The 24,751-nt window shown below is 72.5% G+C and carries 19 protein-coding genes and 1 tRNA gene; 3 read left to right on the top strand and 17 right to left on the bottom strand.

Translation table 11 applies throughout. From position 1 onward, the window contains the following. Positions 1-51 precede the first annotated feature (51 nt). From BLU27_RS30580 to BLU27_RS17825, 10 genes are all read right to left on the bottom strand, one after another. Positions 52-1,314: an NYN domain-containing protein gene (locus tag BLU27_RS30580; RefSeq protein ID WP_092654812.1), complete on the bottom strand. Its 1,263-nt coding sequence runs from the start codon at positions 1,312-1,314 to the stop codon at positions 52-54. 258 nt (positions 1,315-1,572) lie between these two features. Next, positions 1,573-1,645, bottom strand: a tRNA-Asn gene (locus tag BLU27_RS17865). A 159-nt stretch (positions 1,646-1,804) separates the two neighbouring features. Further along, positions 1,805-3,424 (bottom strand): M1 family aminopeptidase, encoded by a 1,620-nt coding sequence (locus tag BLU27_RS17860; protein ID WP_092654811.1) that lies wholly within the window; start codon positions 3,422-3,424, stop codon positions 1,805-1,807. A 22-nt stretch (positions 3,425-3,446) separates the two neighbouring features. Next, on the bottom strand, positions 3,447-3,983 hold the full coding sequence (locus tag BLU27_RS17855) for a hypothetical protein (protein ID WP_157728629.1): 537 nt from the start codon (positions 3,981-3,983) through the stop codon (positions 3,447-3,449). 99 nt (positions 3,984-4,082) lie between these two features. Further along, on the bottom strand, positions 4,083-5,465 hold the full coding sequence (locus BLU27_RS17850) for an RNA polymerase sigma factor (RefSeq protein WP_241827495.1): 1,383 nt from the start codon (positions 5,463-5,465) through the stop codon (positions 4,083-4,085). A gap of 243 nt (positions 5,466-5,708) precedes the next feature. After that, positions 5,709-7,250, bottom strand: coding sequence for a D-glucuronyl C5-epimerase family protein (locus BLU27_RS17845; RefSeq protein WP_157728628.1), 1,542 nt, complete (start codon positions 7,248-7,250; stop codon positions 5,709-5,711). A gap of 264 nt (positions 7,251-7,514) precedes the next feature. Continuing rightward, on the bottom strand, positions 7,515-8,525 hold the full coding sequence (locus BLU27_RS17840; RefSeq protein ID WP_092654808.1) for a sugar phosphate isomerase/epimerase family protein: 1,011 nt from the start codon (positions 8,523-8,525) through the stop codon (positions 7,515-7,517). 15 nt (positions 8,526-8,540) lie between these two features. After that, positions 8,541-9,722, bottom strand: a complete 1,182-nt coding sequence (locus tag BLU27_RS17835) for a Gfo/Idh/MocA family protein (protein ID WP_092654807.1) — start codon at positions 9,720-9,722, stop codon at positions 8,541-8,543. 63 nt (positions 9,723-9,785) lie between these two features. After that, positions 9,786-10,955 (bottom strand): xylose isomerase, encoded by a 1,170-nt coding sequence (gene xylA, locus BLU27_RS17830; protein ID WP_092654806.1) that lies wholly within the window; start codon positions 10,953-10,955, stop codon positions 9,786-9,788. Continuing rightward, complete coding sequence (locus tag BLU27_RS17825; RefSeq protein ID WP_197681481.1) at positions 10,952-12,397, bottom strand: ROK family protein; 1,446 nt, start codon at positions 12,395-12,397, stop codon at positions 10,952-10,954. Before BLU27_RS17825 ends, xylA begins: the two co-directional genes overlap by 4 nt. Before the next feature lie 396 nt (positions 12,398-12,793). Between BLU27_RS17825 and BLU27_RS17820 the strand changes: the two genes are divergently transcribed. After that, positions 12,794-13,246: a hydrogenase maturation protease gene (locus tag BLU27_RS17820; RefSeq protein ID WP_197681480.1), complete on the top strand. Its 453-nt coding sequence runs from the start codon at positions 12,794-12,796 to the stop codon at positions 13,244-13,246. 106 nt (positions 13,247-13,352) lie between these two features. On the opposite strand, the gene BLU27_RS17815 is transcribed toward BLU27_RS17820, so the two are convergent. The 5 genes from BLU27_RS17815 to BLU27_RS17795 form a co-directional block, all read right to left on the bottom strand. Further along, positions 13,353-13,820 carry a hypothetical protein gene (locus tag BLU27_RS17815; RefSeq protein ID WP_092654804.1) on the bottom strand — a complete coding sequence of 156 codons (468 nt, stop codon included), beginning with the start codon at positions 13,818-13,820 and terminating at the stop codon, positions 13,353-13,355. A gap of 161 nt (positions 13,821-13,981) precedes the next feature. Next, positions 13,982-15,400 (bottom strand): xylulokinase, encoded by a 1,419-nt coding sequence (gene xylB / locus BLU27_RS17810; protein ID WP_092654803.1) that lies wholly within the window; start codon positions 15,398-15,400, stop codon positions 13,982-13,984. A 137-nt stretch (positions 15,401-15,537) separates the two neighbouring features. Beyond that, positions 15,538-17,472 (bottom strand): DNA primase, encoded by a 1,935-nt coding sequence (gene dnaG / locus BLU27_RS17805; RefSeq protein ID WP_092654802.1) that lies wholly within the window; start codon positions 17,470-17,472, stop codon positions 15,538-15,540. Between the two features lie 98 nt (positions 17,473-17,570). Next, a complete protein-coding gene (locus tag BLU27_RS17800; protein WP_092654801.1) occupies positions 17,571-18,812 on the bottom strand; it encodes an NAD(P)/FAD-dependent oxidoreductase in 1,242 nt (413 codons plus the stop codon). Positions 18,813-18,978: 166 nt separating this feature from the next. Continuing rightward, positions 18,979-20,250 carry a deoxyguanosinetriphosphate triphosphohydrolase gene (locus BLU27_RS17795; protein ID WP_092654800.1) on the bottom strand — a complete coding sequence of 424 codons (1,272 nt, stop codon included), beginning with the start codon at positions 20,248-20,250 and terminating at the stop codon, positions 18,979-18,981. 121 nt (positions 20,251-20,371) lie between these two features. Between BLU27_RS17795 and BLU27_RS17790 the strand changes: the two genes are divergently transcribed. Then, complete coding sequence (locus tag BLU27_RS17790) at positions 20,372-21,031, top strand: superoxide dismutase (RefSeq protein WP_197681937.1); 660 nt, start codon at positions 20,372-20,374, stop codon at positions 21,029-21,031. A gap of 207 nt (positions 21,032-21,238) precedes the next feature. Here the strand turns inward: BLU27_RS17790 and BLU27_RS17785 are convergent, their stop codons facing one another. Continuing rightward, positions 21,239-22,249: a helix-turn-helix domain-containing protein gene (locus tag BLU27_RS17785; RefSeq protein ID WP_092654799.1), complete on the bottom strand. Its 1,011-nt coding sequence runs from the start codon at positions 22,247-22,249 to the stop codon at positions 21,239-21,241. A 72-nt stretch (positions 22,250-22,321) separates the two neighbouring features. Between BLU27_RS17785 and BLU27_RS17780 the strand changes: the two genes are divergently transcribed. Then, a complete protein-coding gene (locus tag BLU27_RS17780) occupies positions 22,322-23,206 on the top strand; it encodes a phytanoyl-CoA dioxygenase family protein (protein WP_092654798.1) in 885 nt (294 codons plus the stop codon). Between the two features lie 73 nt (positions 23,207-23,279). On the opposite strand, the gene BLU27_RS29960 is transcribed toward BLU27_RS17780, so the two are convergent. Continuing rightward, a complete protein-coding gene (locus tag BLU27_RS29960; RefSeq protein WP_197681479.1) occupies positions 23,280-24,620 on the bottom strand; it encodes an NsdA family TPR-like regulatory protein in 1,341 nt (446 codons plus the stop codon). Between the last annotated feature and the right edge of the window lie 131 nt (positions 24,621-24,751).

The raw sequence follows: 24,751 nt of genomic DNA, 5'->3' as shown, positions 1-24,751 counted from the left end.
GTCGCGTGCGCGACCGCCCGCTGAGCCTAGCGCCTGGCCGTAATACCTCGGCTACTTGGTCTGCCTACGTTCGGCGTGTTCGGCGCGGTCGCCTCGCTCCGCACGATCGCCGTGGTCGGCCAGCTCGAACTCGCGGCCGAGCCGGGTCCAGAAACCGTCCCGCAGCCATACCCGTGCCTCCGGATACGGGCGCAGCGAATGGCCGAGTTCCTTCTCCGCCTCGGCCAGCAGCTCGCTGTCGATGACGGTCGGCAGGATCGGACCGGGCAGCAGATCGCGTACGTGGTCGCGGCCACGGGTCAGGATCCACTTCTGCGCAACGTGTTCACCGACCTCCTCGACCGCATTCCGGTCGGGACCGAGCCGAGGCCCGGCGCCCTGCGCACCGATCGTGGGCCCGCCGTCGGCTGCCGCCGAAGCAGGGGCGGGCGCCGGACCGGCAGCGGGACCCGGCGTGGGTGTGGCGTTCGGCGAGTCGGTCCGCGGCGGGCGAACCGAGCCGGCCCCGGCGACGGCGGTGGTCGTTCCGGCCCGCCCTGCGAACACCTGCGCGGGCGTCGGGGTGCCTGCCTGCCCGCCCGCCTGTGCTCGCTTGGCTGCGCCCGGCGCGGACGGACCCGACGGCCCCGGAGCTGTCGGCCCCGGAGTTGTCCCGTCCGCCGTGGAAGGCTCGTGCGCCAGTGCCGTCACGGAATCGGCAGTCGACGGTGCAGAAGCAGGTGTCGGCGCTGAGCCGCTCAACGGCTGGGACTGCCGTACGTAGGGCCGGAGCAGGTCGGCCGCCAGCACCTCGACGAAGTCCGACTCCCACACCAGCCGCTCGGCCTGGTTGCTGCCGTAGGACGGCTCGACGCCCCACAGATGGATTCGTACGCCATAGGCCTGCGCGGCCTCGACCGCGGGAACGAGGTCCTCGTCACCGGCCAGCAGTACGACGTCGGTCACGGCTCCGTGCCGCGCCAGCGCGTCCAGGTCGGCGCGGATCTGCGCGTCGACACCCTTCTGCTGCCCCTGCTTGTTGAGGTTTCCCAACCTGAGCTTGACCATCGGCAGTGCCGCGATCACCCGCTGGTCGACGGTGGGTACGCGGTCATGAGCGGCGTCGTACCAGTAGACCCGGAGGAGTTCGCCCGGCAGGTGTTCGACGGCGTGCTTCTGCAGGGCCTGGATGAGTTCGTCGGCGGAGACGCGGTACTCGCGGCGCTCACGGGCGCCGAACAGCACCTCCGCGGTCGCGGCGTAGAGGTACCCGACGTCGATCAGGATGGCGTACTTCGTGGCGAAGACCGCCGAACGGAGGTCGGGAACCGCCATGGATGACCTCCCTGAACCCACTACGACAAGCCACGCGTCGATGGACGGCTGGGCGTGGACGGCAGACACGGCTGGTGACCGGGCCGGGCGCTTTGCCAGCGAGCGTACACGGACAAGCCGAAGGGAACCGGCAGATGTCGAGAACCGCATCTGCGGACAGAACGCAAGCGGAACGACGGGCGGAGTCGAGGTGCGACGACCTGCGAAAGGCAGAATCCCCCGACCGGTACGACCACCGGGCGGGGGATCCTCGTGGCGCTCCCGCGGCTGGACTCGAACCAGCAACCTGCCGGTTAACAGCCGGACGCTCTGCCAATTGAGCTACGCGGGATCGCGTGGCCGGGCGACCCCGGCCACGCATACGTTAGCAGCCCCCCAGATCACGTCGCACGACCCGGGGCGGGGTCGGCAAAGTGGGTGGATCAGGGCGGATCCACACCCGCGCCACAGTCGAGATCACACGCGGAGCCACCGTGCCCACCGCACGGGATCACCGCGGGATCGCGCCGTACTCCCGCAGGATCGCGATCGCCTTGGGCCGGCTCGCGAACGCCCGGGCGAAGTCACGCGGGGTGGCGATCCGGTGCGCGTTGGCATTCAGGTAGCCGCGCAGAAGCCGGTCAAACGTCGCAGGTCCGGCGGCCTTCCGGGCCCGGTGCAGCATCGCGCCGCCCTGACGGTAGACCCCGGCGGCGTAGAGGTCGGCGGGGTTACGCAGCGAGGCGTACCACGCCATCGACTCCCCCACCCGGTCACGCACCCGGGCCGGCGCCTGGAACCGAATCGACCGGGCAGCGGTCCCGTCGACCAGGGTCTCGGCGTACTCCGCCAGCGCCTCGTCCAGCCACGGGTCGCGTGCCTGGTCGTTGCCCACCAGCCCGTAGAACCACATGTGCGCCACCTCGTGCGGCACCAGTGCGGGAAATCGGGTCGGAGAGACGTCGCTGAACTGGATGGCGCCGGGGAACTCGATGCCGGAGCCCACGCCGTCGGCGACCGTGACCCAGAGGTCGCGGTACGGGAACGGCCCCAGGTAGGACGACAGTGCCCGGATCGCGGCGGCGGTCGAGTCGGCCCACTCTCCCGCGGACGCGACCGAATCCTCGGGCACCCCGACGTGCACGCGTACGCCGTCCACGTCGCGGCTGACCGTCCGCAGCCGGCCCACCGTGAGGCTGACGTCGCGTACGGAGTCGGCCCGGAACCTGTGCACCACACTCCCCCGCACCTTCGTCGACGGCATGCTGCCGGCAGCCTGGCCGGTGCCGAGTACCTGCTCACCGGCGGGCGCCACGACGTCGAGCCGCCGTAACCGGAACTCCTCGCTGGTCACGGTCTCGCCGAACAGGTCGACGGCGGGGTCGGTCACCCATCCCTTGCCGCGCTGCCAGGCGAGCAGCGGGTACGCCGTGCCCAGCCAGACGGAGCCGTCCCGGGACGAGTAGCCGACCCGCTCGGGCGTGTTCGCCCCAACCGTCAAGGTGAACGTGAGGTCGACCTGGACCGTGCGACCGGCGGCCACGCATCGGCTGACGGGCACCTTGACCAGCGTGCCCGGCCAACCCGGCGGTGCACCGGCCGCCTCGACCTTCGGGATTTGCCTGCGGCCGTCCACGGCGGCGGAGGTGACCTCGAGCTGGTTGCCGGCCCGCGCCGTCTCCGGCTTGTTCGGCCAGGCACGGAAGACGATCTCGCAGGTACGCCGGTCGGGGGTGAAGGTCACCTGCTCCGAGCCCCTGACCACCCGTGGGTCGGACCGTACGTCGAAGCACAGCGAGACCGTCGGCCGGTCCTTCCACGGGGCCGCCCGCCCGTCCGGCCGGGGCGCGGTGTCCCGGCCGAGCCCACGGGCGGCGGTCAGGGGTTGTACGTACGACACCTTGGAGCCGGCGTCCCCGCCACCGCCGGGGCCGCCGGTGACCGCGCACCCGGACGGCCCGCGCGGAGGCGGCGGGCTGTGCGGCGGAACGGCTTCCCCGCCGGCGGTCGGCGTGTCGCCGGGGCGAGCGGTCGGGGCGGTCAGGTCACCAGCGCTGGGCGTACAGGCGCCGAGTCCCGCCATCACCGTGAGGACGACGGCGAGCACGACAGTGCGCGCGACAGGGCGCATCACGGGGCCGACCGCCGCCGGGTCACGGCTCGATCTCCGCCCGAACGGTCGCGAGGGCTCGGTGGGCGGACTCGAGCACGTCCGGGTCGTTCGGGTCCAACCCCTCGTCGAAGGCGAGGGCCCAGACGATTTCGCTGTCGGCCGCGTCGGGATCACCCGCGGGCGGCCGGCGGGCGATCACCCGTACACCGAGCTGGCCACGCAGAGGCACGTGCCGTTCGGTGACCACGCTCGCGGTGATGCGCTCGCGGATCAGTGCCAGCAGGCGCTGGTCGGGCGGGTCGAACCGCAGCCGCCACGTCGGCATCGGCCGGCCGAGCGGCGCGGCGGCGGTGACCCGCAGGATCTCCTCCTCGCGGTCCCATTCGGCGTGCTCGACCTGTTCCCACGGGATGCGCTGGTAGGTGACGGCACCGCCGGGTTCGGGGAGGTACAGCCGCCGGTCGGTGGCCACCACCCACTCCTCGGTCGCGGTCCGGGCAGCGGCGAGGATCCGCTCGTGGGGACGCAGGGCCAGGGCGTTCTTCACCTCGCGCGGAGGAGTCTGCCGACGACGCACGGGTTCACGGTAGCGGGCACACGTCGGCGCCGGGCCGTCCGACATCGACCGAACCGCCCGGCGCCCGCGTGGTCGGGGCCCTACCTCAGGGTCCAGCCCTCAGGCGAGATACTCCCGCAGGCCCGGCGCCGAGCTCCCGCCCCGCAGCTTGGCCAGCGTCTTGGCCTCGATCTGGCGTACGCGTTCGCGGGTCACGCCGAACCTGCGGCCGACCTCCTCCAGCGTGTGGATCTGCCCGTCGGTGAGGCCGTACCTCATCTGTACGACGTACCGCTCCCGCTCGCCCAGCTGGGCCAGCGCCGACTCGATGTGCTCGCGCATCAGCGAGGCGGCCGCCGCGTCCATCGGGGCAACCGCGTCCAGATCCTCGATCAGGTCACCGAGCTCGGACGCCTCCATCTCACCGATGGGGGTGTGCAGGGACACCGGCTCCCGCGCCAGCCGCAGCAGCTCACTGGCCCGCTCGGGGTCGAGGCCCACGACCTCGGCGACCTCCTCGATCAGCGGGTCACGGCCGAGTTGCTGGAACAGCTGCCGCTGTGCCCGCAACACGCGGTTGATCGCGTCCACCACGTGCACCGGCACCCGGATGGCCCGGGACTGGTCGGCGATCGCCCGGGAGATCGCCTGCCGGATCCACCAGGTGGCGTACGTGGAGAACTTGTAGCCCCGCGTGTAGTCGAACTTCTCCACCGCCCGGATCAGGCCGAGGTTGCCCTCCTGGATGAGGTCCAGCAGCGGCAGGCCGCGCCCGGTGCACCGCTTGGCCACCGAGACGACCAGCCGGAGGTTGGCCTCGATCAGGTGCCGCTTGGCGGCCCGGCCCAGCATGACCAGCATCTCCAGTTCGGCCGGCGTGGCCTGCACGAGCCCGCCCTCGACGAGGTGGCGTTCGGCGAACAGGCCTGCCTCAATTGAGCGGGCCAGGTCGACTTCCTCCTGTGCCGACAGCAGCGGGACCCGGCCGATCTCCCGGAGGTACTGGCGGACCAGGTCAGGCGCCCGGTCACTGAGTTCGTCCAGGGAGGGCAGCTCCTCCTCGGCAGCCTCCGTAACCCCCGCGGCCTCCGTGGCCTCGGGCGACTGCGCGGACGCTACGGCGTCGACCGGCTCGGCCGGACCGGCCGACTGGTCGGCCGCCGCGGCAGGCTCGGCCGGCTTGTGGGCCGACTTCCGGGCCGGCTTCCGGGCCGGCTGGTCGGCAGGGTCGGTCCCGGCAGAACCCGACCCGGTCGACCCGGTGGACCCGTTTGACCCAGTTGAAACGGCAGCGGTGTCCGTGGTCGGCGTGGCCGACCCGGTGGTGGACTGCCCGGTGTCCCGAGCGGCCTCGGCGTCGAGCGGACCACACTGTCCGCCGGTGTCACCGGGACGGCCGGCACCGCCGTCGGTGTTTCCCTGCGAGTGCCCACCCGGACCCGGGCTTTCTGGCAGTGATGCGTCGGCTCGTAGAGCCGTGGACAAGAGCACGAAGACCGGCACGGCACATCTCCTCCCCTGGGGAAGATCGGCGTGATCCAGTGTGCCTGTCCAGGCGTAGTTACGTTAGGCATTTGGAGATACTCATGGAGCAATGACCGACGTCGGCACAGTTCGCGCCGGCGGCTCCCGCATCGGGCCCGGTTCTGGTAATGCCGGTCGACCGCGCCCGGTCGCAGCCAGTCGCAACCCGGGGCGCACTGCGGCCGGAGCGTGGCCGGATCCCGGCAGCTCGGGAGCGAGGGCTCAGGCCACGTTCGTCAGTTGGTTCTGCACGACCCAGTACCCACCGAGCCGTCCACTGCTGATGCGAAGGTGGGGTACGCCACGGATCCAGGCCGCAGCGTCGTAGGTGACGGCGGCGTTCGTGCGGGCGGTGACCTCCACGGTGGCGGTCCGGTTGCCGGTACCGTCGTACTTCAGTCCGGTGTAGGTCCGGCCGGCCACCAGCTCAGCACGCCGGTCGGTGCGGAAGTCGACCGGGCTCATCACGCCGCGGATCATGCTGAGTCCCGCCTGCTCCGGCAGCCACATCCCGACCAGCGGACTGCCCGTGCCCATGCGGTAGTAGATGCCGCGGCCCCGCAACCGCATCCTCCGGACCGTGGTGGCGGTGGTCGCCTGCTTCAAGGTGATGGTGCGGGTGCCGGTGACCCTTCCCGTGGTGGCGTCGTAGCGGTAGCCCACGTGCCACCCGGCGGCGAGGTCGACCACGCGCGGCCGACCGAGGATCGGGTACGGGCTGTCGCCCACCATCGCCTCGGCCAGGTGAGCGAACTCGCTGCGCCTGGTCATCAGCGAGAGCTGGACCAGCTGGCGGGAGTGCATCCGGTGGTAGCCGCTGCTCGCCACCGAGTGGTGGGTCAGGCAGTAGATCGAGGAGCCGCCTCGAACCCGCAGCGAGGCGCGGTAGCGGTGAATCGTGGTCACGGCGCCGTCGTACATCGTGAGCGCGCGCCGGTCGCGGGTGAGCTGGTAGTAGTCCCACAGGCCGAAGACCGCCGACAGGTGGCCGTTGAACACCCGGTCGGCCTGCTCGGGTGTGCCGTACGGATACTCCACCAGCCAGAGCAGGCGGTTGCGGTCGACGAGGGTCACCCACGGCGCCCGGGCGTCGGGTGGCTGCAGGAAGCTGTCGAACGTGCAGTCGGCGGCCTTCCGCCACCTCGCCTTGCCGGTGACGCGGGCGAGTTCGGAGAAGAACGCGAGCACCTTGCCCTGTGCCAGCCCGCTGTACCACGGCCCGCGCATCTTCTCGGCCGAATTGCGATGCAGTGTGAAGTCGAAGTCGTACGGGTGGAACCACGCGCCACCCGAGACCACCCGGCGGTCGCGGAGCCGCCGCGCCTGCGCCAGAGCGCGGTCCAGGTAGAAGCGGTCACCGGTGAGCTCGTAGGACTCGAGGTTCTCCAGGCCGTAGTTGGCCTGGAAGTTGGGGTGGTCGTACTGCCTGCCCGCGATCACCACCATCCGGACGCCGTGCGAGTCGTGGATCCCCCGGTCGACCCGCGGAGTGACCTTGCCGGTGCGGAAAGGACGCTGGGTGCCGCTGAGCTCGCGGGCACCGTAGCCCTCACGGGTGAAGCGGAACGGCAGCCCGTGCCAGGCGACCGAACCAGAAACCGAACCTGAAACCGAGACCGAACCGGCAACCGGAGCCCGCGCCGAGCGGGCCTGCGGATCGGCGGCCAGCGCCTCCGTGCTCCCTCCGGTCAGGCCGCACCCGGCGAGGGCCAGGCTCACCGGTACGACGAGGCCGGCCAGCACGACCCGTGCGGTCCGCGCCACCGCTGGGGCAAAGAACGCAGGGGCACCCGATCCGGTCGATCCGTGATGCTTCATGGCTTCCCCAACGGTGAACGGGGCGAAGGGCGTGGGCCCTGCTGAATGCGACCCAAGAGGAGCTACCCGGCAATTCGAACTGTCACACCGGAAAAGGCCGGGACCGCGCAGGTCGCGCGGGCCCGGCCTCTCGCCGTACGTCGGAGTGGTCCCGGAACGGACCCCGGTGGATCCTGGCGGATCCTGGTGGTCCTGGTGGGTCCTGGTGGGTCAGCCCTCGGAGCTGAACGCCGCGTCGAACGACGCCGCGGACGGCTCGATCTCACACAGCGCCCGCACGGTGGCCAGCGCCTCGGGAGCACCCATCAGCCGGTCCATGCCGGCGTCCTCCCACTCCACCGAGATCGGGCCGTCGTACCCGATCGAGTTCAGCGCCCGGAAGCAGTCCTCCCAGGGCACGTCGCCGCGGCCGGTCGAGACGAAGTCCCAGCCACGCCGCAGGTCGCCCCACGGCAGGTGCGAGGACAGCCGGCCGTTGCGGCCGTTGCCCACCCGGCGCTTGGCGTCCTTGCAGTCCACGTGGTAGATCCGGTCCTTGAACTCCAGAATGAAGCCGACCGGGTCGAGGTCCTGCCACACGAAGTGGCTGGGGTCCCAGTTGAGCCCGAACGCCGGCCGGTGACCGATCGCCTCGAGGGTGCGGACCGTGGTCCAGTAGTCGTAGGCGATCTCGCTCGGGTGCACCTCGTGCGCAAACCTCACGCCCACCTCGTCGAACACGTCGAGGATGGGGTTCCACCGGTCGGCGAAGTCCTGGTAGCCCGCGTCGACCAGCGCCTCCGACGCCGGCGGGAACATCGCGACGTACTTCCAGATCGAGGAGCCGGTGAAGCCGACGACCGTGTCGACGCCGAGCCTGGCGGCGGCCCGGGCGGTCATCTTCATCTCCTCCGCGGCCCGCTGGCGGACACCTTCGGGGTCACCGTCGCCCCAGATCCTTGCCGGCAGGATGTCCTTGTGCCGGGCGTCGATCGGGTCGTCGCAGACGGCCTGGCCCTTCAGGTGGTTGGAGATCGCCCACAGCTTCAGGTTGTGCTTCTCCAGCGTGTCCAGCTTCGCCTTGACGTACTTGTCGTCCTCGGCTGCCTTCCAGACGTCGAGGTGGTCGCCCCAGCAGGCGATCTCCAGGCCGTCGTAGCCCCACTCGGAGGCGAGCCGGCACATCTCCTCGAAGGGCAGGTCGGCCCACTGGCCGGTGAACAGGGTGACGGGACGGGGCATGCTCTCCTCCTGCGCTCAGCTGTTGTCGGTGGTCGGGATCCAGCCGGAGCCGGACTCGGCGCTGCGCTCGACGGCGTCGAGCACCTGCTGCACCTGCAGTCCGTCGGCGAACGTCGGTGCCGGGTCGGTGCCCGCGGCGATCGCGGTCACCAGGTCGTACGCCTCGTGGGTGAAGCTGTGCTCCCAGCCGATGATGTGCCCGGCCGGCCACCACGCGGACATGTAGGGGTGCTCGGGTTCGGTGACGAGAATGCGCCGGAAGCCCTGCGTCCCGGCGTCGTCGTCGGAGAGATACAGCTCCAACTCGTTCAGCCGCTCCAGGTCGAAGACCAGCGAGCCCTTCTCGCCGTTCAGCTCGATCCGCAGGCCGTTCCTGCGGCCGGTCGCGAACCGCGTCGCCTCGTACGTCGCCACCGCGCCGCCGGACAGCCGGGCGATGAACAACGCCGCGTCGTCGACGGTCACCTCGCCGCGCTCGGACGAACCGGTGCCGCGCAGGCCCTCGGTGGAGGCCACCAGCGGGCGCTCCTTGACGAACGTCTCGGTCAGCCCGCTCACGCCGGTGATCGTCTGGCCGGTGACGAACTGCGTGAGGTCGACGATGTGGGACGCGATGTCGCCGAGCGCGCCCGAACCCGCCTCCTCCTTCTTCAGCCGCCACACCAGCGGGAACTCCGGGTCGGTGATCCAGTCCTGCAGGTAGACCGCACGGACGTGCCGGATCGCGCCCAGCTTGCCGTCAAGGACGAGTTGACGCGCGAACGCGGCCGCCGGCACCCGCCGGTAGTTGAAGCCGACCATCGACCGGACGCCATTCTGCGCGGCGGCCTCGGCGGCCTTCACCATCTCCCGGGCTTCCTCGACCGTGTTGGCCAGCGGCTTCTCGCACAGCACGTGCTTGCCCGCGGCGAGCGCGGCGATCGCCACCTCGGCATGGTTGCCGCCAGGGCTGCACACGTCGACCAGGCCGATGTCGTCCCGCTCGACCAGCGCCCGCCAGTCGGTCTCGTAGGACCGCCAGCCGAACTTCTCGGCGGCGGCCTTCACCTTGTCCTCGCTGCGGCCGGCGATGGCCGCCATGTCGACGGCGTACGGCAGGTCGAAGGCGGCGTTCACGGTCCGCCAGGCCTGTGAGTGGGCCTGGCCCATGAACGCGTACCCCACCATGCCCACGCCGAGCGTTGGCTTACTTGTCATGCGTACGTACTCCCTCGTCCGATCGGTCGAACCCACTCACCACACCGCGAACGCGTGCGAACGTCACCCGGCCACACCCAGCAGGTGGTCCATGGCCAGCTGGTCGAGCCGCTCGAAGCCCATCCCACGTTCGGCCAGCGCCTCGATCCGCGCGTCGTCCCAATCCTCTTCGCGCAGGGAGGCGAGGGTCTCGCCCTCGGCCAGTGTCGGCCGGGCCAGCTCGTCCAGCTTCGACGCGGCCAGCGCCGCCTGCACCTGCGGGTCGGCGCGGAACGCCCGCGACTTCTCCCGCAGGATCAGATAGTTGCGCATGCAGCCGCGTGCGGACTCCCAGACGCCTTCCATGTCCTCGGTCCGTGGCGGCTTGAAGTCGAAGTGTCGCGGACCGTCGTAGCCGCCGTTCTCCAGCGTGTCGACCGCCCAGAACGCACCGCGCAGGTTGCCGGCCCCGAAGCGCAGGTCCTGGTCGAAGCGGGGGCCGTGCTGGCCGTTCAGGTCCACGTGGAAGAGCTTGCCGTGCCACAGCGCCTGGGCGATGCCGTGCGCGAAGTTGACCCCAGCCATCTCCTCGTGCCCCACCTCGGGGTTGAGGCCGACCAGTTCGGGGTGCTCGAGTTCGTTGATGAACGCCAGCGCGTGCCCGATCGTGGGCAGCAGGATGTCGCCGCGCGGCTCGTTGGGCTTCGGCTCCACCGCGAACTTCAGGTCGTACCCCTGGTCCAGGACGTACTGGCCGAGGATGTCGTACGCCTCCTTCATCCGGTCCAGCGCGACCCGGATGTCCTTGGCGCCACCGGACTCCGCGCCTTCCCGGCCGCCCCAGCAGACGTAGACCTTCGCGCCGAGCTCCACGGCCAGATCGATGTTCTCAACCACCTTGCGGATCGCGAACCTGCGCACGTCGCGGTGGTTGGCGGTGAACCCGCCGTCCTTGAAGATCGGGTGGCCGAACAGGTTGGTGGTGGCCATCGGGACCGTCAGGCCGGTCTCGTCCAGCGCCTTGCGGAATGCCGCGATGTGGTCGGCCCGCTGGGCCGCGGTCGCGTCGAACGGGAAGACGTCGTTGTCGTGGAACGTCACGCCGTACGCGCCGAGCTCGGCCAGCTTGTGCACCGCGTCGGCGGGCGCCAACGGTGCGCGGACCGCGGAGCCGAACACGTCGACGCCCTCCCAGCCCACGGTCCAAAGGCCGAAGGAGAACTTGTCCTCACGGGTCGGGGTGTAGTCGGTCATCCGATCTCCTCTGCGAGTGTTGGTGGTTCGGTTACGGCTGACGTCGGCGACTGGACGGCCGTCGGGGACTGGCCTGTCGCCGGGGGCTGACCGGCCAGGGGTGGCACCAGCGTCGGGTCGTCCAGAACGGGCGCGAGCACCGCGTGCGCGGCACCGGTAGCGGCCGCTGCCAGCCCGAGCCGGGACAACGTGACCCGGACCCCGCCGGCCGCCGGCGCGACGACCCGGGCCGCGAGCTCGGACTCCACGACCGGGCGGAGGAACTCCCCCAGCCGGGCGAAGTAGCCGCCGAGGACCAGTACCCGCGGGTTGGTGACGTTGACCAGCATCGAGGCACCGTGCCCGAGCGCCCGGCCCACCTGCTCCAACGCCGCCAGGGTGCGCTCGTCGCCGTTGCCGGCGCGGTCGAGCAGCAGGTCGAGGCGTTCGTCCAGGTCCAGATCGTGACGGTGCACCGGGTCGTGCGGCGGTGCGGCCAGGTCGAGCAGGGCGCCGAGCCCGCACAGGGTCTCCCAGCAACCGGTGCGGCCGCAGCCGCACCGGGCACCGTCCGGCGCCACCGCGAGGTGACCGACCTCGCCGGCGAACCCGCCGCTGCCGCGAACCAGCCGGCCGTCGACGACCAGCCCGCCGCCGACGCCCACGCCGCCGGTGACCAGCACCAGGTCGCGCTCGTCGGGCCCGGCGTCGCCGGCGAACTCCGCGAGCGTGGCCAGCGTGGCCTCGTTGTCCACCAGCAGCCGCTCGTCCCAGGGCCGGGACTCCCCCGGCAGCCACGGCAGCACCTGGCCCGCCAGCCGGTCGGCGAGCAGGTCGTGCAGAGGTACGTCGCGCCAGCCCAGGTTGGGCGCCACGCGTACGGTCCCGCGCGTGCCGTCGACCAGCCCCGGAGCGGCCACGCCGACGCCGGCCAGGACGGCGGGGTCGTTCGCGGTGGCGAACGCGGTGTCGGCCAGTGCCCGGTCGGCGAGCTCGGTCACCAGGCGGGCCACCTCGTCGGCGGTGGCGTCCACGCCGGCCGGGACGTCGAAGGCGGTGCGGGTCAGCACCCGCTCCTGGCCGCCGAGGTCGAGCACGACACCGCACAGGTAGTCGACGTTCAGCTCCACCCCGATCGCGAGCACCCGGCCGGTGGCCAACTCGACCGGCTGACCCGGCCGGCCCACCGCACCCGCCCTGGTGGCACCACCGGAGCCGGCGGTGCCGGCGGAGTTGCCGGTGTCGGCAGCGGTGGGGGTGGGCCTGGCAGTGTGGACCAGGCCGCGGCCGGCGAGCTCGGTGACCAGGCTGGAGACGGTGGCCTTGGTGAGGCTGGTGTCGGCGGCGAGCTGGGCCCTGCTCCGCCCGCCCGCACGCAACGCCCGGACCGCCACGGCCAGGTTGGCCCGCCGGACGGCGGCATGATCGGCCCGGCCCGGCAACTGCCTGGTCGCGCCGTTCACGGATCCTCCAGTACGGGCCCGTCGTGGGCGAGGACCGCCGGCCGGCGTTTCGGCCGGATTACGGTCGCCCATTTCGTTCAGGGTCCGAACAAACTAGGACCGCAGCGCACCGGGGGTCAAGGCAAAGCTTCCGCCTGCCGGGAAGGAGGGCCGACCGCGTCCGGAACCAGCCACCGGCCCCCACTCCGCGCCGCGAGTGAGGTCGCGCGTTCCCGCCGTGGCGATCACCGCCCGGAAGTACGCTGACCGGGAAACGGCACGTCGGCGACGCGGGGGCGAGCAGTGGTCCATCTGCCTGACCACCCTGAACGATCCGGCCGCGAGCGAACCGGCCGTGAGCAAACCAACCGTGGGCGAACCGGCCGCGAGGGAACCGACCGCGGCAGCGGCGACCGGGTGCTGATCGCCGGAGTCGGCAACGTCTTCTGCACCGACGACGGCTTCGGCGTCGCGGTGATCCACCGACTGGCCCGCGACCCGCTGCCCGCTCCGGTCGACCTGCGCGACTACGGCATCCGCGGCCGGCACCTCGCCGCGCAGCACCTGGACGACTACGGCCTGGTGGTGCTCGTCGACGCGCTGCACCGCGACGGCCCGCCGGGCACGCTGTACGTGGTGGAGGCTGCCGACGACGCGGCGGGTGCGGGACCGTATCCACAGCCCGACGGCGTCCTCGCGCTCGTACCCGCGCTCCACCGCCAGGTCGCCCGGGTCGTGGTCGTGGGCTGCGAACCCGGCGACATCGGCACCGGCATCGGGCTGTCGCCCGCGGTGGACAACGCCGTGCGACCCGCGGCGAAGCTGGTCCTGGACATCGTCACCCGGGCCCGCCGCTCCTGGTCGGGCTGACCCCACGGAGCAGTCCGCTCCGACGGAGATTGCCCGCTTCTACGCCAAGGGTCCGCTGCGCGGCAGGAGCCCGCGCGGTCCGGGTGGTCCCCGGACCGCGCGACCGTCAGGCGGACGGTGGTGGGTTACGGGTGGGCGGATGTGCGTTGACCAGGCCTGGAGCGGCCGAGCGGCGCGCCAGGTCAGGTCGGCGGGCCCAGTCGGGGCGTACCCCGGCGGGCACCGCGCCCGGCACCCTCGGCCGGTTCGCGGCGGCCGCGGACTGGTCCCGGGGGCCCTGCTGCTGGCTTGCCGGCGTGGTGTCCGGCGCCCAGCTACGCGGGTCCGAGGTCATGCCCAGGAGATACGTCACCGTGCACTCCAGCGCGTGGGCGAGCTCGGGCAGCTTCGCCACGTCCAGTCCGGCACCGTGCTCCAGGCTGCTGAGGGCCTTGTTCGTCGTGAGCACGCCGAGCCGACCCAACCGGCTGACCACCTGTTTCTGGGTCAGTCCGAGGCGGCGACGCCGCTCACGCAGACGTTGCATCACGATCAGCCGTCGACGGGCGCCGACGTCGGCAGAGTTCATCACCATTGTGCCTCCCCGAAACAGGCACCTTCCCCACTGAACGCGACACCAATCGCACACCTTGTGACCAACCGAATGTGTCCCGGCGAGTCGCGTCAACTCCCCCGCATGTCGCCACCAGGACGGGTCGGCCGGTCAGCGGGCCGGCCGGTCAGCGGGTCGGCCGGTCAGCCTTCGGGATGCATCGTGATGCGCGCCTGCGCGTACGCCGACCGGATGCGTTCGCCGGCGGCCTCGTCCACCTCGTCGCGTACGACCGACTCGCCCAGGCTCCACGACGGCGGCGCCTCCGACCCGGCCAGCGCCCACGCGGCCTGCCTGGCCGCGCCGAGCGCGACGTACTCTGCCGGCGGCGGCACGGTGACCGGTACGCCGAAGACCGTCGGCGCGGCCGAGCGCACCGCCTCCGACCGGGCGGCGCCGCCGATCAGCAGCACCCGGCGGACGGTCACACCCTGCGCTCGTACGGCGTCCAGCCCGTCGGCGAGGCCGCACAGCATGCCCTCGACCGCGGCCCGGGCCAGGTTGGCCGGTGTCATGGTGTCGCGCCGCAGGTTGTGCAGCGAGCCCGCCGCGTCGGGGAGGTTGGGGGTTCGCTCGCCGTCGAGGTAGGGCAGCAGCACCAGCCCACCCGCACCGGGCGCGGCCGCGCGGGCCAGCCGCTCCAGTCCGGCCAGGTCGACGCCCAGCATGGTCGCGGTGGCGGTCAGCACCCGGGCGGCGTTCAGCGTGCAGACCAGCGGCAGGAACCGGCCGGTCGCGTCGGCGAAGCCGGCCACGATGCCGCTGGCGTCGGTGGACGGCTTGTCGTGCACGGCGAAGACGGTGCCGCTGGTGCCGAGCGAGACCACCACGTCGCCGGGCTCGATGCCCAGGCCGAGCGCGGCACCCATGTTGTCGCCGGTACCCGCCGACACCAGCGTGCCGGGGCGGACGACGCCGTTCAGACCGGCCGAGCCCGTCTCGCCCGCGGGTTCGGCCGGGCCGAGCACCTTGGGGAGTTCGGGCGTACGGCCGAGCGCGAGCTGGAGCAGGTCGGTGCGGTACTCGCCGGTGACCGGGGACCAGTACGCCGTGCCGGACGCGTCACCGCGGTCGGTCACCGGCTGGTCCGGGCGTCCGCACAGCTCCCAGGTCAGGTAGTCGTGCGGGAGCATCACCCGGGCCACGCGTTCGGCATTGGCCGGCTCGTGTTCGGCCAGCCAGGCGAGCTTGCTCACGGTCATGCTGGCCAGTGGCACCGAACCGACCGCCTCCGCCCATCCGGCCGGGCCGAGCAGCTGCACCAGCCGGAGCGCCGCGGCCGCGGACCGGGTGTCGTTCCACAGCAGCGCCGGGCGGACGACCTCGCCGGCCTCGTCCAGGGTGACCATGCCGTGCTGCTGGCCGGCGACGCCGACCGCGGCCACATCGTCCAGCAGCCCCTCGGCCGCCTCCCGCAGCGCCGACCACCACGCGTCCGGCGGGCACTCCGTGCCGTCGGGGTGCGCGGCGACGCGCTCGTCGAGCACCTCGCCGGTGTCGGCGTCGGCGACGACGATCTTGCAGGACTGGGTGGAGGAGTCGACTCCGGCGACCTTCGGCATGCCTAGAAACTAACCGCTGCCGCCAAGCCGCCGGTGCGGAGGTGGTGGCCGGCCGGAGGGCGGGTCCGGTCCCGGCCAGCACCGCCGAGTCCGTCCGGGGCCAGCCCGGGGCAGGCCGGTAGGGCCTCGGGCTCCACTCAGCCGAGGCCGCCCACAGCGCGTTCGCGCAGGCCGCGGCGGTGTTGTTCGAGCGCGACCAGCTCGCCGAACAGCTTGTTGTACGCCTCGGTCTGCTCCACGGGGTTCATCCGCTGGAGCTTGGACTTCACGTCGGCGATGCGCCTGGCGACCGCGAGCTCCTGCACCCGGGCCAGCAGCGAACCGGCGTAGCGCTGGTCGGGGGTGCCGGCGGCTCGTAGCGGTTCCACGGCGAGCGCGGTGACCAGCCCGCGTACGGCGTCGTCCGGTGAGTGGTCGGCGAGTGCGGACACCCAGGCGTCACCGCCGGCGGAGGTACCGACGCCGCCCGCGCCCGCACTGGCCCGCCGCACCGCGACGTAGGCGGGATGGGTGAAGTCGGACTCCTCCAGCGCGTCGAACGCCGGGCCGACCACCGTCGGCGACTGGACGACGAGCTTGAGCAGCTCGCGTTCGGCGCTGAGGCGCGGTTCGTTCGGGTCGGGCAGCGGCGTCTGCGGCGCCGTCGGCGTACGACCCGGCTCGGCCACCGGCCCGCGGCCCCGGCCGGCCCGGTCCCCGCGTGCGCCACCCGCCCCGTGGCCGCCGCCGGCACGGCCGGGCGCACCGGCGGCGCGGGCCACCTCCGCCCGCACCTCGTCGACGTCCATGCCGAGCATGCCGGCGAGCTCGCGGGAGTAGGCGTTCAGCTTGGCCCGGTCGCGTACGGAACGGAAGTACGGCGCGGTGGCCCGCAGCGCGTCCACCCGGCCGTCGGCGCGGTCCAGGTCGAACCGCTCCAGCGCCCGCTCCAGCACGAAGCGGTAGAGCGGGATCCGGCGGGCGATGAGGTCGCGGACGGCCGCGTCACCGTGCTTGAGGCGCAGGTCGCAGGGGTCGAGCCCGTCCGGCTCGACCGCGACGTAGGTCTGCGACACGAACTGCTGGTCGCCCTCGAACGCCCTCAGTGCCGCCCGCTGACCGGCCTCGTCGCCGTCGAAGGTGTAGATCACCTCGCCGCGGAACTCCTCGTGGTCCAGCAGCAGCCGGCGCAGCACCCGGGCGTGGTCCTCACCGAACGCGGTGCCGCAGGTGGCCACCGCGGTGGGTACGCCGGCCAGGTGGCAGGCCATCACGTCGGTGTAGCCCTCCACCACGACCGCCTGGGACTTGCGGGCGATGTCGCGGCGGGCCAGGTCGACGCCGTACAGCACCTGGCTCTTGTGGTAGATCGGCGTCTCCGGGGTGTTGAGATACTTCGCGTCGATCCGGTCGTCGTCGAAGAGCCGGCGCGCGCCGAACCCCACCACGTCGCCGGACAGTTCGCGGATCGGCCACACCAGCCGGCCTCGGAAGCGGTCGTAGCGGCCGCGGGCGCTGGTGGCGGCGAGGCCGCCGGTGGCGAGCTCGTCGTCTGAGAAGCCGCGTCCGCGCAGGTGGCTGAGCAACGCGCTGCCCCCGCGCGGGGCGAAGCCGACGCGGAAGTGCTCCGCCGCAGCCCGGTCGAAGCCACGCTCGGCCAAGAACGTGCGCCCGGCCGCGGCCTCCGGTGAGGAGTGCAACTGCTCGGCGTAGAACTGCGCGGCGGCCTTGTGCGCCTCGATCAGCCGGGCCCGGGTGCCGGGCTGGCGCCGCTCGGGCTGGCCACCGTCGACGTAACGGAGCTGTACGCCGGCGAGGGTGGCGAGGCGTTCGACGGCCTCGACGAACCCGAGGCCCTCGATCTTCTGCAGGAAGGAGATCGCGTCGCCGCCCTCGCCGCAGCCGAAGCAGTGATAGGCGCCGACCTGGGGACGGACGTTGAACGACGGGGACTTCTCGTCATGGAAGGGACACAGGCCCTTCAGCGAGCCGGTACCCGCCGGGCGCAACGTGACGTACTGCGAGACCACCTCGTCGATCCGGGTGCGTTCCCGGACCAGCGCGATGTCGTCGTCGCGGATCCGGCCGGCCATGAGTCGGAGTCTACGGCCGGGTGCTCACGAGCCCGACGGCGCCGGGTCGACGGCCCTTGTGCCACAGCAGGTCTCAGCTCGAGGGGTGCACCCTGGGGCTACGCGTACACCGCGTCCAGGTCCACCCCTGCGTCGGCGAGCCTGCCCTGGTCGACCTCGCGCCCGGAGCGGATCAGTGCCTGGATGGCGTCCTGGACGTCCCAGACGTTGACGTTCATGCCGGCGACGACCCGGCCCTTGCGCAGCCAGAACGCCACGAACTCCCGCCCGGACAGGTCACCGCGCACCACCAGGTCGTCGTACCCGTCGGGCCCGATGTCGCCGGAGTACTCCATGCCCAGGTCGTACTGGTCGCTGAAGAAGAAGGGCACCGCGTCGTACGGCGCGTCCGCGCCGGCCATCGCGCGCCCCGCGGCGGCCCCGCCGTCCTGAGCGTTGGCCCAGTGCTCCACGTGCAACCGGCGGCCGAACGTCGGTGAGTACCACCGGGCGACGTCACCCGCGGCGTAGACGTCCGGGTCGGAGGTACGCAGCCGCTCGTCGGTGAGCACGCCCTTGTCGACCTCGAGGCCCGCGGCCTCGGCCAACTCGACGTCCGGAGCCACGCCGACGCCGACGATCACCGCGTCCGCGGCCAGCCCCTCGGCCGCGCTGGTGACCACGCCGGTCACCTTCCCGCCGTCGCCGCGAATCTCGGCGAGGGACGTGCCGAACCGGAACTCCACCCCGTGGTCGCGGTGCAGCCCCGCGAACACCTCGCTCATCTGCGGTCCCAGCACGGTGTAGAGCGGGCCCGGCTGCGGCTCGACCACCACCACCTCGGCACCGTGGTGGCGCGCGGCGGCCGCGGTCTCCAGGCCGATCCAGCCGGCACCGACGACCACCACCCGGTCGGCGGCGGCCAGGGTCTCCTTCAGCGTGAGGCAGTCGGTGAGGGTCCGCAGGTAGTGCACGCCGGCCAGGTCCACACCCGGCACGTCCAGCCGGCGTACGACGGAGCCGGTCGCCAGCAGGGCCTTGTCGTAGCGGATCGTCTCGCCGTCGGCCAGCACCACCTCGTGCGCGGACGGGTCCAGCCGCCGCACCGCGACACCGAGCCGGAGCTCGATCCGCTGCTCGTCGTACCACGTCTGGTCGTGCGTGATCACCGTCACCGGGTCGTCGGCGCCGAGGAGCACGCCCTTCGACAGCGGCGGGCGTTCGTAGGGGAGTTCGGACTCGCGGGCGACGAGGACCACCCGACCGGTGAAACCTTCCGTCCGCAACGCCTCCACCGCCTTCGCCGCGGCCAGTCCCCCGCCGATCACGACACAGGTCTGCTGTCCGGTCTGCTCAGCCATGCGGCGGACTCCTTCTGAGAGCTCACGTACGGGATTCCAACCGTGCCACAGGCGGGCCCGGCAGAGGCAGATCTCGGCGGGAACCGGCCGCGTGCCCGGAACCGGAGTGCCCCGGAGTGGCCGAAGTGACCCGCCGACCGGGTCACGTCCGGCGAACCGGAGCGGTTCAGGGCCGCAGCGAACGCGCCATCGCCACCGCGGACGCATCGGTCAGCGACGCGGTCTGGTCGATGATGACCCGCAGCCGGGCGGCGTCGTCGGGCGCGGCCGCGAAGTCGGCCCGGAACGCCGGTGCCAGCCCGTCCGGCGCGCTGCGACGCAGGGCCGAGACCAGTCCGTGCACGACCTCCCGCTGCCGCGACAGCAGGGCGACGCGCTCGGCCGAACGCATGACGTACGTCGCCGCGATCCCCTTCAGGACGGCGATCTCCACCCGCGTCTCGTGGGGTACGACGAGCGAGGCGCGGTAGCGGACCAGCCGGCCGCGGCCGTACTCCGCGTGCGTCGCCTGCTCGGCGGCCAGGCAGAACCGCCCGATCAGCTGGCTGGTGAGGTCCTTCAGCGCGGCCAGCGAGTGCCGGTCGCCGTCGTAGTCGCTCTGCGGCCAGTAGCCGAAACCCCGCAGCCGGTCGTACGCCTCGTCGAGTTCGGCGTCCTCGACGCCGGGGAGATACCAGTCGCGGACGACCTCCCACACGGTGGCGCGTTCGGTCCGGTCGGCGAGTGCGGACAGCACGATCCGGCCGAACACCACGCCGTCCTCCACGTCGTGCACGGAGTACGCCACGTCGTCGGCGAAGTCCATCACCTGTGCCTCCAGGCAGCGGCGCCGGTCGACGCCGGTCCGCAGCCAGCCGAAGACCTCCAGGTCGTCGTCGTACACGCCGAACTTCCCGCCCAGCTCCGGCGGCCCGTCGCCGCGTCGCCAGGGGTACTTCGTCGCCGCGTCGAGGGAGGCCCGGGTGAGGTTCAGGCCCGCGCTACGGCCGGTGCCGTCCTCGGCGAACGTCTTCGCCTCCAGCCTGGTGAGCAGCCGCAGCGTCTGCGCGTTGCCCTCGAAGCCGCCCGCCTCCGCGCACACCTCGTCCAGCGCGGCCTCGCCGTTGTGCCCGAACGGCGGGTGGCCGAGGTCGTGGGCCAGGCAGGCGGTGTCCACCACGTCGGGGTCGCAGCCGAGGGACTGGCCCAGCTCGCGGCCCACCTGCGCGACCTCGAGCGTGTGGGTGAGGCGGGTGCGGACGAAGTCGTGGATCCCCGGACCGAGCACCTGCGTCTTGGCGGCGAGCCGGCGCAGCGCGGCCGAGTGCAGCACGCGGGCCCGGTCGCGGGCGAACGGCGTACGCCCGGCGCTCTTCGGCGGCTCACCCACCCAGCGTTCGACATCGGAGGGTTGGTAGCTCGAGTCCTCGTGCCGCTCGCCCGGCGTGGTTCGGTTCATCGCAGCACCGACCCTATGGCATGTCCCCACCCCGGTCCGGGCGCCGCCGGTGCCAGTGCGCGCCTTCCGTACCGACCTCCCCGGGCGTGCTAAAACCACCCCCATGAAACGTTACGCAGTCATGCTGTCACTGTTAGTGGCCGCGGTCGCGGTGGCCGCCACCACGACTGCCGTCCCCTCCGCCGCAGCGGCGCAGGGAAGGCAACGACCCACCGCGTCCGCAGCGTGGTCGGCCACGGCCGTCGCGCAGTCCGCCTCGGCTGCCGACCGAGCCCACCGGGCCAACCTCGACCGTCCGGTCATCGCCATCGGCCGCTTCACCCCCGCCGACGAGGGCGGCGACGCGTCGACGTACGACCCGGCGCTGGTTCCGGTCGGCGCGCAGGCCGCGGTGGCCGCCTACACCTGGCCGTTCGGCACCACCACGGTGCTCGCGGTGACCGGCCTGGTTCCCCGGCGCACCTACGGCGCCCACGTTCACGTCAACAGCTGCGGCGCCGACCCGGCGGACGCCGGCCCGCACGTGCAGTTCGTCGAGGACCCGGTGCAGCCCTCGACGGACCCGAGGTACGCCAACCCGCGCAACGAGATCTGGCTGGACTTCCGCACCGATGCCAACGGGGTCGGCTACGCCGTCAGCGCCGTCTACTGGCCGATCACCGCCAAGGCCGCCGGATCGGTCGTCATCCACGAGCACCGCACCAGCAGAGGACGGGGACATGCCGGCATGGCCGGCGCGCGACTTGCCTGCCTGACCGTTCCGTTCGACCAGGCACGTTGACGTGACCACCCGGCCGACGCGCCGTACGGTGGATCCGCGCCGAGCCGGACTGGTCCGTTCGGATGATCCGCGTTCAGCCTCGTGACCGATGAGCCGGGCCGGCGGCCGCCCTAGGCTGGTCCCCACGACGAGGGAAGCGATCGACACGGCCGTCGCGACAGTGAGCCTCGAGGGGCCACTGCCCGCGACGGCCGGCGCGGGCTCCGGTCAGGAGAGAACGCCGGAACGAACCGGCTTCGGGCTGACCCGGGGTGCCGGCGTACGCCCGCCGCGCCACTGACGGCGAAACTCCCGTGGTGTGCGGCCGGTGCGAGCACGGAACGCGGTCGCGAAGTGCTGGGCGGAGGAGAAGCCCAACTCCACTGCGACCTGGGTGATGCTCGCGTCGGTCTCGGCCAGCAACATCTCCGCCCGCCGCAGCCGCAGTGACCGGTGGTAGTTCGCGGGGCTGGCGCCCAACTGCTCGGTGAACAGTTCGCCGAGGTATGCAGGAGACAGCCCCACCGCACGGGCCAGCGCGGCCAGCGGCAGCCGCCGTCCCGGCGCGGCGTCCAGCAGCCGGCGGGCGTGCGCCACTGCCGGATGGAGCCCGACCTGGCCGGTCACCTCGCCGCTGGTCATCAGCCTGGTCACCTCCACCAGCAGGTGCCGCGCGGTCAGCGTCAGGCCGGTGGCCCGCAGTGACTGGGTGGTGGTGACCTCCCGCAGGAACGCCTCGAACGGCGCGACCGCCGACCCCGCATCGGGCACGTGCGCCGGCACCGACCGCTGCCACACTGCCGCCGCCTCGGGCAGGTCGGCCAGCAGCGCGGCGGCGTCGAACGCCGCGAACACGTAGTGCCAGGTGGTGCTCGCCGGGCAGACCATGTGGTGCACCGCGCCCGGCGGGACGACCAGCAGGCCGTTGCGGCCCACGGTGTAGTCGTGGTCGCGGACCCGCCAGCGGGTGGCCGGCCCGTCGGTCTGCAGGTACAGCTCCCACACGTCGTGGCGGTGCGTGCCGATCAGCCACGACGTCGGCGCCCGCTGGTCGCCCGCGTGCACCAGTCCGGGTACGCCCGCCCGGCCGAGGTAGGCGTGGAAGCCGGCCGAGATCCCGTCCGGCCGTACCACCTCGTCGGTCTCGCCGACCCCGTCGACCTCGGCAACCTCGACCACATCGGCGGCCCCGGCCGACCGGCCGGGACGGGCGGTCCCGTCCGCTCTCTCCTCATGCACCCGGCGATTGTGTACGTTTCCCGGCCCGCGCGTGAACGCCTGCGACCGCACCCGGCCGTAGCGTCGCAGGACATGACGACCACGACCGAAGACCTGCTCGAACGCTACGCCGACCTGCTGCCGACGCCCGACGACGTGGCGTTCTACCGGGAGAACGGCTTCTGGATCTCCGGACGGATCCTGCCGCCGGAGGTGCTCGACACCGCCGAACGCGGCATGGCGAGCTTCTACGCCGGGCACGCGGACCGCCCGATGCCCGACGGCTCCGACCGGGTGGGCTGGCGGCCCGAGCACGGCGACGTGCTCCGCAAGAACGACTACTCGTCCCTGATCGTCGACGACCTGGCCACGCTGGTGCGGCACCCGGTCATCGGCGCCTGCGCGGCCCGTCTCAACGGGGAACCGGAGATCCGCCTCTGGCACGACCAGTTGCTGTACAAGCCGTCCGAGGACGGCCTGCCGGAGTCCGGGAAGGTGAACGTCGGCTGGCACACCGACCGGCAGTACTGGCGCAGCGCGGCGTCCGCCGACATGCTCACCGCCTGGGTGCCCTTCCACGACGTCGGCGAACGCGAGGGCGCGGTGTCCTTCGTGGCCGGCAGCCACCGCTGGGAGGACGACGTGGTGCTGGACTTCTTCAACCCCGACCTGTCCACCCTGGACGCGGTTCGCGCGCAGCACGACGTCGAGGTGGTGGTGGCGGAGATCCCGCGCGGGGCGATGAGCTTCCATCACTGCCGTACGGTGCACGGCAGCGGGCCCAACCGCAGCGGCGCGCCACGGCGGTCGATCGCGATCCACCTGCAGCCCGGCTCGAACCACTTCGTGGAACACCAACGGCCGGACGGCACCCTCGCCTTCCACCCCAACGACCAGTACGTACGCCGCGACGCCGACGGCCACCCCGACTACACCGACCCGGCCGTCTGCCCGCGGCTGTGGCCGCCCGCCGAGTGAGCGCGCGCCCGCTGACCGCGCTGCCGCTGACCGCGCAGGCGGCGGCTGACGGCGCTGCCGGCGGGCGCGGAGTTCAGCCGACCAGGGTGCCGACACGGCGGCGGAGGTCGGCCACGTCGGGGATGGTCGCGTGCTGGCCGGCGTACCGCCGAAGCTCGCGCAGGTCCTCCGCGGTGCGCCGCGACCGCAGCCGCCCCGCGCTCTCCAGCGCGGACGTCCCCACCGCGACCGCCTCCCGCGGGTCGTCGGTCGCCATCAGCAACGACGCGAGCTTGATCCGGGAGATGGTGCGCGACCGGGCGTAGGCCGGCGTGTGCCCGGCCACCGCGGCGGCCAGTCGCCGGCCGGCCTCGGTCGGGTACCCGCGCACCTCCAGGTCGAACAACGCGTGCCCGGTGTCGCCGGCGTGCTGGGCCGCGTCGTAGTACGCCATCCACGGCGGGTCCTCGGCCGGGTCGGAGCGGGCGAACGCGTCGTCGGCGGCACCGACCACCCGCAGCGTCTCCCGGGTGCGGCCCAGCCGGGCCAGCCCGCGTGCCCGCGCGGTGAGCAGCATTGCCTGTTCGGTGGGGGTGATCCGGTCCGACCGGAGCAGGGCCAGGTCGGTGAGCCCGAGCGCGGTGGCGGCCTGGCCGCGCCACACGGCCAGCCGGGCCATCGAGGAGAGCACCTTCGCCCGCAGGTGCCAGGTGCCCGCCGCCTCCGCGCACGCGAGGGCGAACCGGAACAGTCGTTCGGCATCGGTGAACGCGTACGCGTCGAAGGCCATGAACCCCGCCACGTGCGCGAGGTGCCCGACCGCCTCATGCAGTTCCAGGCGTTCGCGGTGTCCGGCGCCGGCCTGGAGCAGCCGGGCGGACCAGCGCAGCTGCGCGACGACGGCGTCCCGTACGAAGCCGCCGCCGTAGCTGTGGTCCCAGCGGCTGAACAGCACCGCGGCCGCCCGGACGTGCCCGATCTCGTCCCGGCCCACCCGAGACGGTATCGGGGTCGCCTCCAGCGGGCCCAACAGCGCGAGCGCCGCGGCCGGCAGCAACCCATCACCCGCGCGGGGCGAGGCAACGGCCTGCCCACCCGCGCCGGTACGCACCGACGACGCAGCGAGTGCCCCGCCGTGCTCCCCCGCGTCAGCGGAGTGCCCGTTGTTCCCGGGGTCACCGGCGCTGCCGGTAGCCGCGGGTACGGCGGCGCCGTTGCCGGCGAGGGCCGGGGCGCGCCGCGGGTTGAAGAACCCCAGCTCCCGGTCGGAGCCGACCCCCAGCACGGTCCGGAAGGCGTCCCGGTAGAGCTTCTGCGGCCAGCGAATCACTCCGCGTTCGAGCTTTCCCACGTAGTTGGCGTCGATTCCGAACTCGCGACCGGTGACCCGGAACAAGTACGCGTTGAGCTGGTCGGCCATCTCCTGCCGGGACATCGCGTGACCGGGAGATTCCCGGGACCCCGTTCTCTCGCGCGCGGAACGTAACCTCTCGTTGGGCTCCACGAGGACACCCCCTCAAGGTGGCGGCTCCATGGTTCCACTAGGCATGCGCGAGATCGTCGTGT

Source organism: Actinopolymorpha singaporensis (assembly GCF_900104745.1).
Taxonomy (GTDB): domain Bacteria; phylum Actinomycetota; class Actinomycetes; order Propionibacteriales; family Actinopolymorphaceae; genus Actinopolymorpha; species Actinopolymorpha singaporensis.
This window is presented reverse-complemented; position numbering and strand designations above follow the sequence as displayed.